This window comes from Oceanospirillum sediminis, from assembly GCF_014164585.1.
Taxonomy (GTDB): domain Bacteria; phylum Pseudomonadota; class Gammaproteobacteria; order Pseudomonadales; family Halomonadaceae; genus Oceanospirillum; species Oceanospirillum sediminis.
In genome coordinates, this window is record NZ_JACJFM010000102.1 from 1 (window position 1) to 557 (window position 557).

Here is a 557-nt window from a genome sequence, read left to right on the forward strand (position 1 = left end):
TAAAAGGTATCCGTTTGAATATTGCTGTAGAGCAGGACAATATGTCTTTTTTAAAATTGAAGGTGAAGGTGCGCCATAAAATTGTGGCGGATGGTTTAAACGACGATACGTTTGATGTGACAAACAAAGGTGTTCATGTTGGTGCAGATGAGTTTAATGCACTTATTGAAGACGAAAATACGGTTTTGGTGGATATGCGAAACCATTACGAGAGCGAGATTGGGCATTTTAAGAATGCGGTAACGCCAGATGTGGATACTTTTAGGGAATCTTTGGATATTATTGAGGACGATTTAAAAGCACATAAGGAAGATAAAAACTTGGTAATGTACTGTACTGGTGGTATCCGTTGTGAAAAAGCGAGTGCTTACTTTAAACATAAGGGATTTAAAAATGTGTATCAGTTGGAAGGCGGTATTATTGAATACACCCGACAGGTGAACGAGAAAAATCTTGAGAATAAATTTATTGGTAAAAATTTTGTGTTTGATGAGCGTAGAGCTGAAAAAATAAGTGAAGATGTAATAGCACAATGCCACCAATGTGGTGAGCCTTTT

General features: G+C 37.0%; 1 protein-coding gene. It reads left to right on the forward strand.

Annotation, left to right across the window (positions count from 1 at the left end; all coding sequences use genetic code 11):
- Window positions 1–14 precede the first annotated feature (14 nt).
- Window positions 15–557, forward strand: a 543-nt coding sequence (gene trhO / locus H4O21_RS28030; RefSeq protein ID WP_255487449.1) for an oxygen-dependent tRNA uridine(34) hydroxylase TrhO, incomplete at its 3' end; no start/stop codon positions are given.